The organism is Streptomyces sp. NPDC006265, from assembly GCF_040613555.1.
Taxonomy (GTDB): domain Bacteria; phylum Actinomycetota; class Actinomycetes; order Streptomycetales; family Streptomycetaceae; genus Streptomyces.
This window is the reverse complement of sequence record NZ_JBEXSH010000423.1, coordinates 1-7655: the sequence shown is the minus strand read 5'-3', so window position 1 is coordinate 7655 and position 7655 is coordinate 1. Positions and strand designations below refer to the sequence as shown.

Below are 7655 nucleotides of genomic sequence, written 5' to 3'. Positions count from 1 at the left end.
TCGCGCCCTTGCCGTAGTGCACGTCGGGCATGACCGCGAGGCCCTTGATCCAGGGGGCCGAGGTCGCCCGAGCGGTCGCGCAGGGCCGACCGCAGGCCTTCGAGGCCCTTCCCTTCACGACGCGTGACCATCTCTGCGCCGCCTACCCGCTCGGCATGCTCGCCGTGCCGCGGCGGGAGGTGATCCGTTTCGACGAGAGTTCCGGTACCGGCAACGGGCGCCCGATCGCGGCGTTCTTCACGATGGCGGACTGGCTGGAGAACAACCTCACCGTCGCCGGCCTGCTTTCCGCTGTGCTGGACGAGCGGGACGTCGCGGCCATCGCCGTCCCGTACGAGCTGGCCGGCGTGGGCCAGGACCTCGACCGTGCGATCGAGATCCTCGGCTGCACCATCGTGCCGCTCGGCGCGGCCTCACCGTCCTGCACGCCGGACCGGATGGTCGACGCCCTGCTGCGGTCCGGCGCGACCACCCTGGTGTGCTCCGGCACGCGTGCGCTGTTCCTCGGCGAGATCGCCCGCCGCCGCGGCATCGACCCGCGGCGCGATCTCGCCGTCTCCAAGATCCTCACGGCGGGGGAGGGCGCGTCGCCCGCCAAGAAGCGGCGCCTGGCCGGCCAGTGGGACGCCCTCACGTACTCGATGTTCGGCATGACCGAGACCAATACGCTGGCCATGTTCTGCCGCGAGCGTGCGCTGCACCTGGTCGAGACGCGAACCTTCTTCGAGGTGGTCGATCCGGAATCCGGGGAGCGGCTGCGGGACGGCTCCGTCGGTGAGCTGGCCGTGACGACGCTGGCGAGCCGGGCCATGCCGTTGCTGCGCTACCGCACCGGCGACGTGTGCCGGATCGAGGCGGCGCCGTGCGCCTGCGGCTCCCCGCTGCGCCGGCTGCAGCACCGTGGCCGGATCGGCGACCGCATCCCGCTCGGTGACCGCTGGACCTCGCAGCTGGAGATCGAGGACATCGTCCTGGGCGCCATGGCCACCGAGCCGTACTACTTCGCCTTCGACATCGACGGCGACGCCCTTCAGATCGCCCTGCCGCTGTCCGGCGCCGACGACGCCACCCGGAAATCGATCGAGGCCGCAGTCCTTGACCGCCTCGGAGCGGTCACCCGATTCCGCGCGCTGGACACCGACCGGTTCGAGACGGCGCTGCGAACCTCGGCCAAACCGACGATGCGCAACTTCAGTGCCTACGGGGGAGGAGGAACTGCCGGTGAGGGTTGAACTGCCGCTTCCCACGCGCATTCCGATCGACGGGCGCTTCGAGATCGATGACACATGCATCGACTGCAAGCTCTGCAACGACCTGGCGCCCGACAACTTCGACGCGGACCTCGACAACGACGTCCACTACGTGTGCAAACAGCCCGAGACACCCGACGAGCTCGAGCGGGTCCTCGACGCATTCGAATCCTGCCCCACCGAATCGATCCGGTACTCAGCGGCACCCAGCGGGGAGTGATGGCGCAATGTCAAGCCTGGACGATCCAGCAGAAGCCGACATGTGCGCCGGCCGACGGCAGATGACCGAACTGGGACCGGTGGCCGAGAGCTACGACCAGCTGCACCGCATCGACCTGCTCGGCGAGGCGCGGGCCGCACGAGGAGTGCCCGAGGGCACGTACGACTCGACAGTGTGCGCCGTCCTCCAGGCGTCCGAGGTATGCCTGCTCAACCTGGCCCGGCTGGCGAACAGGACCCAGGCGTGCCTGCTGGCCGACGACATCCAGACCGCCTCCCGCTACGTCCAGTGGGCCGTCGGGTTCCACCGGTTGCTGCGCAGGCTCGGCACGGTGATGTTCGGCGCCCGCGGCATGTACGGAGCCGGCGTGTCCGCGGGGGCCACGGCCGTGAGCATCTCGGAGTCCGCCGGCTACGCGGCCTACGTCGACGCGCTCCGGGGGCTGGAGGACGTGGCCAAGGGCTCGCTGCTGGCCGGTGCGCCCGAGCTGACCCGCTCCACCATCGCCACCAAGAGCATCGACGACTCGCTGTACCTCCTGCTGCACGGCATCCGGGTCGGCTGCCACGACGCCACCAAATGGGAGAGCGACCTCACCGCCGTACCCATCGGGGTGAGCCGGAGCACCGACGAGCTGATCTCCGCCGAGACACTGGCGCGCGCGGTCGCCGCGACCGAGCTGAACGGGGACACCCTGCACGGCGAGTTCGTCGCCCTGCACCAGGTCCCGGAGATTCTCTGCGCCGAGGCGAACGACCACCTCGAGGTCGCGATCCGGGCCCTCCGCGCATCGGCTCTGAGCCGGGCGGCGCAGCACCTGACGGCCTGCCGGGAGCTGCTCGATCCGGTGGTCGACGCGCAGCGGGTGATGGCCGAACACCTGGCCACGGGGGAGTACCACGAGTTCCGGACCAATCTGGGACCCGCCAGCGGTACGCACTCGCTGTCGATCAAGCAGCACATGTTCCGGGACCTGTTCAAGCACATGTGGAACGACCTCGAAGCCTGGCTGAACTCGTTCGGGGCGTCGTCGCTCGAGGAGACCGTCCGGGACATCGACGCCCGCCGCCACGACGACCCGGAAGGCTGGCTGCGGCACACCGTGGTCGACCAGGCGTTCAAGCTGCATTCCGCCCACCAGCAGTGGCGCCACGAGCATCTGCACATGCCCCGCAACTGCCTGGGCAGCGGCGGCACCAAATCCATGATCGGTATCCCGGACGGACCCCAGGCGGTCTACAAGATGCGGGACGCGGCCAACGCCCAGCACTCACTGGCCACGATCCACCGGGCACGCCGGACACCCCTGACGAACGCCGTGCCGGACTCGCCCATGGCCAAGCTCATCACTGATCCCAGCTCCCTCGACTCCGAACTGATGCGGGTCGTGGGCGAGGCGACACGCGAGTACTTCCCCCAGGTGCAAGAGCAGAGCTACCAGCCGTTCCGGTCCGGTGCGGCCGAGCGGAACCCGTAGGAGCGCGGACGGTGACCACCACAGGACCCACAGCCTCTGACATGCCCAAAGACCAGACAGCCCTCCTGCCGGGCTCCTCCGGTGGCGCCTGGCGAGGCAACGAGTACATCGCCAGCCTCAAGGACGAGCGGGAAGTCTGGTGCGACGGACGCCGGATCGACGTGACCGGCGACCCCGGCTTCCGGCCCATGCTGTCCACGCTGGCCGGCCTCTACGACGCCCAGCACCTGCCCCACCGGGTGGACGAGATGCTCCACCGGTCGGACACCTCCGGCAACCTCGTCAGCCTGTCGTACCTCGCGCCGGCCGATCGGGACGACCTCGGCCGCAAGTGGGCCAACTCCCACCGCTGGGCGGAGGCCTCCTACGGCCAGCTCTCCCGGATACCCGACTTCATGTCGAACGTCGTGGTCGGGCTGTACGACTACCGGTTCGAACTGGCCAAGGTCGATCCCGAGTTCGGGCGCAACGCGGAGAACTACTACCACTACTGCCGCGAGAACGATCTCACGCTGACCCACGGGCTGGGCGACCCCCAGATCGACCGTTCCTCGACGCCCGCCGACCGGCCGGAACTGGGCCTGAGGGTGGTGCGGCGCGGCGCCGACGGCATCATCGTGCGGGGAGCCAAACAGATCGCCACCCTGGCGCCGTACGCGCATGAGGTGTTCATCTACCTTTCGCCCGCGAACTACCTGCGCGAAGACCCCGGCTACGTCTGCTGGTTCGCCGCTCCACTGGCGACACCGGGCCTGCGCGTCCTGTGCCGCACGTCGTACGCCGACGGCTCCGGCGGCCTGTCCGCGCGCTACGACGAGCAGGACGCCATGCTGGTGTTCGACGACGTGTTCATCCCGATGGACCGGGTCTTCCTGCTCGACGACTCCCAGGCGGCCGTCCGCGGGTTCGGCGAGCTGAACAAGTGGTCGCTCTACACCGGCCAGGTGCGCTACTACCACCGGCTGCGCACCATGCTCGGTGTCGCGTCCTTGCTGGCCCAGGCGATCGGCGTCGACAAGTTCCGGCAGGTCACGGACCTTCTCGGTGAGTTCACCTCGTACGTCGAGATCGTCCGGCTCGGCCTGGCCGCGATCGACGCCGAGTGCCGGCCCACCCCCTCGGGGCTGCTCGCCCCCGGCTCGACGGCAGCGCTCGACGCCGTCGCCGGCCGCTTCTCGACACGGGGCTCGGAGATCATCCGGCAGATCGGTGCGTCGGGTCTGATCATGCAGCCCTCGGAGGCCGATCTGGGGACCTCCGAGCTGCGCGCCGTGCTGGACACCTACATGTGCGGGCGCGACACGAGCGTGGACGAGAAGTCCCGGCTCTTCCGTCTGGCCGCCGATCTCGCCGTCGACCGCTTCGGGATGCGCCAGGAGCTCTACGAGACGTGGAACCGCGGTGATCCCGCCCGGGTCCGCTCGATGCTCTATGCCCGCTATGCCGACCTGAAGCGCTGCGAAACCCAGGCCCGCGACCTGGCCGAAGGGCGGAACGACACCACATGAGTCTCGACAGCATCCGGCTCGAAGGCGTCACGACCCACAACCTCAAGTCGGTCGACGTCTCCTTCCCCAAGGGGAAGCTGGTCGTCGCCGCGGGCGTCTCGGGATCGGGCAAGTCGTCCCTGGTCATCGACACCCTCTTCGAACACTCCAAGACGCTCTACCTGGGCGCCCTGTCCAGCAAGTCCCTCGACATGGGCGACGGCGACTACCAATTCGACCGGATCGCGGGGACCCAGCCGCCGGTGGCCCTGCGCCAGCGCGACGGGGGCTACTCCAATCCCCGCTCGACCGTGGGGACCCTCACCGGCCTCGACGGGCTGTACCGGCTGATGTTCGGCGCCGGCTCGCGGCCGGTGTGCCCGGCCTGTCTCGGCCCGACCGACCCGGACCTGTTCTGCGACGACTGCGGCTGCTTCGCCGAACCGCACTCCGCGAAGCACTTCAGCCCCAACCGCAAGGAAGGCAAGTGCCTCCAGTGCGACGGCATCGGCGAACTCGTCGGCTTCGCATTGGACAAGATCGTCCCGGACCGGTCGAAGACCCTCACCGAGATCTGGGACGGAGCCGACCCCGGCACGTTCGCCGTCCCCAACGTGCGCAAGGCCTTCGAGGCGATGGCCGCGGACATCGGCCTGGACCTCGGCCTGCCGTTCGAGAAACTGAGCCCGGAGCAGACCGAGCGGGTGCTGCACGGCTCGGACACCATCTACACGCTCAAGATCCGCAAGGTCACCAACGACTTCCGCTTCGAGGGCATCCTGGGCTTCCTGGAGCGCGCCTACCGGAACGCGTCGTCGGCCGCCCGCAAGAACGCCTTCACCAACTACCTCGGACGGGAAATCTGCCCCGGGTGCGACGGAGGGCGGCTGCGCCCCGAATCGCTCAGGGCGACGGTGGCCGGGCACACCTTCCACGACTTCCAGAGCGATGAGCTGTCACGCTCGATCGCCCGGTTGCGCGACGGACTCGCGTCCGGTGCCGTGCCCGCGCAGGTGCGTGAACTCGCCTCCGCGATCGTCAAGCAGAGCGCGAACATCGACGGCGTCGGCCTCGGACACCTGCAACTGCAGCGGCCCGTCATCACCCTCTCCGGCGGTGAACTGCAACGGCTGCTGCTGGCGCAGCACCTGGCCAGCGACCTGACCGGCGTCATGTACGTCCTCGACGAACCGACCGCCGGTCTGCACGAAGCCGACACCGGGAAGATCCTCACCTCCCTGCGACGGCTGCGCGATCTCGGGAACACCGTCATCGTCATCGAGCACGACGAGTCGGTGATCCGTGCCGCCGACTGGATCGTCGAGCTGGGACCCGGGGCCGGCTCCCGCGGCGGCGAGATCGTCTTCGAGGGCCGCTTCGCCGACCTGCTGAACTCCGCTGACTCACCCACGGCGACCACCATGCTGACCGGCGGGCCGTCGCGGACGAAGGCCGACCTCGCCGACGCGTCCTGGCTCGAAGTGCGCGGCATCACGCGCAACAACGTGGTCGACCAGACCGCGAAGTTACCGGTCGGCGGGCTCACCTGCATCTCCGGCGTGTCCGGTGCGGGCAAGAGCTCACTGGTGGCCGGCATCCACGCCTCGGTCTCCCGGGCCCTCGCCCAGCGGTCGACGGGCGCGGCGGCCGCGAACACCGGCATCCAGGGAGCCGAAGCCCTGGACGACGTCATCTACGTCGAGCAGCGGCCGATCGGACGCTCCAGCCGGAGCACGCTCGTCACCTACATCGGCATCAGCGACCACATCCGCGACGCCTTCGCCGGCAGCGCCGACGCGATCGAGCGCGGCCTGGGCCGTGGCGAGTTCAGCCCGAACGTCGCCGGGGGACGGTGCGAGTCCTGCAAGGGACTCGGGCTGGCCGAGATCGAGATGACCCTCTTCAAGAGCGAGTTCATCGTCTGCCCCGAATGCGAGGGCCGACGGTTCCAGGAACACGTCCTCGAAGTCCGGCTGGGCGACAAGAACATCCACGACGTGCTGTCGATGACCGTCGAGGACGCACTCGGATGGTTCGACGCCCAGAGCAGTCCCAAGGTCGTCCAAGCGCTCGGCGTGCTCGGCGAGTTCGGCCTCGGCTACCTGCAACTCGGCTGCTCGACGACCACGCTGTCCGGTGGCGAGGCGCAGCGGCTCAACCTGGCCGGCGAGCTCCTCAAGCAGCGCCGCAGCCGCACGCTGTTCATCTTCGACGAGCCGACACGGGGCCTGCACGCCGCCGACATCCGCCACCTACTGGCCCTCTTCGAGCGCCTGATCTCCACCGGCAACACCATCGTGGTCATCGAGCACGACGTGAAGGTGATCGCCATCGCCGACTGGGTGATCGATCTGGGGCCCGGTGCCGGCCGTGAGGGTGGCCGGGTGGTGCACAGCGGGACACCGGAGGAACTCGCGGACAACACGGCGAGCGTGACCGGCGCGTTCGTACGCCGGCTGCGCGACGCACCCGGCTCGGCGATGCCGGAGCCCGAACCTGCCGGACGCCTCCAGTCGAGTGCGGCGCCGGACCTCGGGGTCATCGGCGAGCTTCTGCCACGGGCCGTCACGGTGGTCGCCGGCACGGCACGGCAGTCCGAGCGGAACGGTCCGACACCGTACGGCCTGGTGATCGGCTCGCTCACCGTCGTCTCCGACGAACTCGCCCTGATCGGCTTCCTGGTGCGCTCGGGCAGCACCAGCTGGAACGCCATCGCGGAGACCGGCCGGTTCTGCGTCAACATCCTCGGCGAGGACCAGCACGAGGTGTCCGACGCCTTCTCGCAGGGCAGGCCGGACAGCCGCTTCGACGCCCTCGCGTGGACGCCCTCCGCCAACGGCTGCCCGCGGCTCCCCGGGGCCGTCGGCACCATCGACTGCAGTCTGAAGTCGACGTACCGGATCGGCGACCACGAGTTCGTCATGGCGACGGTCGTCAGCGTCGACATGGAGGGCGGCGCAGACCGCCGGCCACTGCTCCGGGCCGAGCGCGGCGACAGCGCTCTCGACGACTACGGGTGGCGCCGGTTCGCCCGGGAAGCGGAGGCCAGGTGACGACGACCATGCCCATCGCGACGCACTACGAACGGTTCCTGGAACTGCTCACCCGAGACCCCCGTGCCGCGGCGGACGGCCGCGACGCGCACAAGGCGCGGTACGGCGAGCGGGTCGACCCCTCGGGCCGACCGCAGCCGATCGTGCTGACCCGCGACGAGTGGATCC

General features: G+C 69.5%; 5 protein-coding genes. All 5 read left to right on the top strand.

Translation table 11 applies throughout. From position 1 onward, the window contains the following. The first annotated feature begins 29 nt into the window (after positions 1–29). The 5 genes from ABZ281_RS28975 to ABZ281_RS28955 are packed head-to-tail and all read left to right on the top strand — an operon-like array spanning position 30 to position 7487. The gene (locus ABZ281_RS28975; protein ID WP_356660155.1) at positions 30–1232 is read left to right on the top strand and encodes a phenylacetate--CoA ligase family protein; all 1203 of its coding nucleotides are present in this window, start codon (positions 30–32) and stop codon (positions 1230–1232) included. Continuing rightward, the gene (locus ABZ281_RS28970; protein ID WP_306933277.1) at positions 1222–1470 is read left to right on the top strand and encodes a ferredoxin; all 249 of its coding nucleotides are present in this window, start codon (positions 1222–1224) and stop codon (positions 1468–1470) included. The genes ABZ281_RS28975 and ABZ281_RS28970 overlap by 11 nt, the downstream gene beginning before the upstream one ends. A 7-nt stretch (positions 1471–1477) precedes the next feature. After that, complete coding sequence (locus ABZ281_RS28965; RefSeq protein ID WP_356660153.1) at positions 1478–2947, top strand: hypothetical protein; 1470 nt, start codon at positions 1478–1480, stop codon at positions 2945–2947. A gap of 41 nt (positions 2948–2988) precedes the next feature. After that, complete coding sequence (locus ABZ281_RS28960) at positions 2989–4455, top strand: 4-hydroxyphenylacetate 3-hydroxylase N-terminal domain-containing protein (RefSeq protein WP_356660151.1); 1467 nt, start codon at positions 2989–2991, stop codon at positions 4453–4455. Continuing rightward, the gene (locus tag ABZ281_RS28955; RefSeq protein ID WP_356660149.1) at positions 4452–7487 is read left to right on the top strand and encodes a flavin reductase; all 3036 of its coding nucleotides are present in this window, start codon (positions 4452–4454) and stop codon (positions 7485–7487) included. The genes ABZ281_RS28960 and ABZ281_RS28955 overlap by 4 nt, the downstream gene beginning before the upstream one ends. Positions 7488–7655 lie beyond the last annotated feature (168 nt).

Excerpts from the sequence above, each read along its gene's own strand:
- ABZ281_RS28955 (WP_356660149.1), top strand. The coding sequence starts at position 4,452 with ATGAGTCTCGACAGCATCCGGCTCGAAGGCGTCACGACCCACAACCTC.
- ABZ281_RS28975 (WP_356660155.1), top strand. The coding sequence starts at position 30 with ATGACCGCGAGGCCCTTGATCCAGGGGGCCGAGGTCGCCCGAGCGGTC.
- ABZ281_RS28965 (WP_356660153.1), top strand. The coding sequence starts at position 1,478 with ATGTCAAGCCTGGACGATCCAGCAGAAGCCGACATGTGCGCCGGCCGA.
- ABZ281_RS28960 (WP_356660151.1), top strand. The coding sequence starts at position 2,989 with ATGCCCAAAGACCAGACAGCCCTCCTGCCGGGCTCCTCCGGTGGCGCC.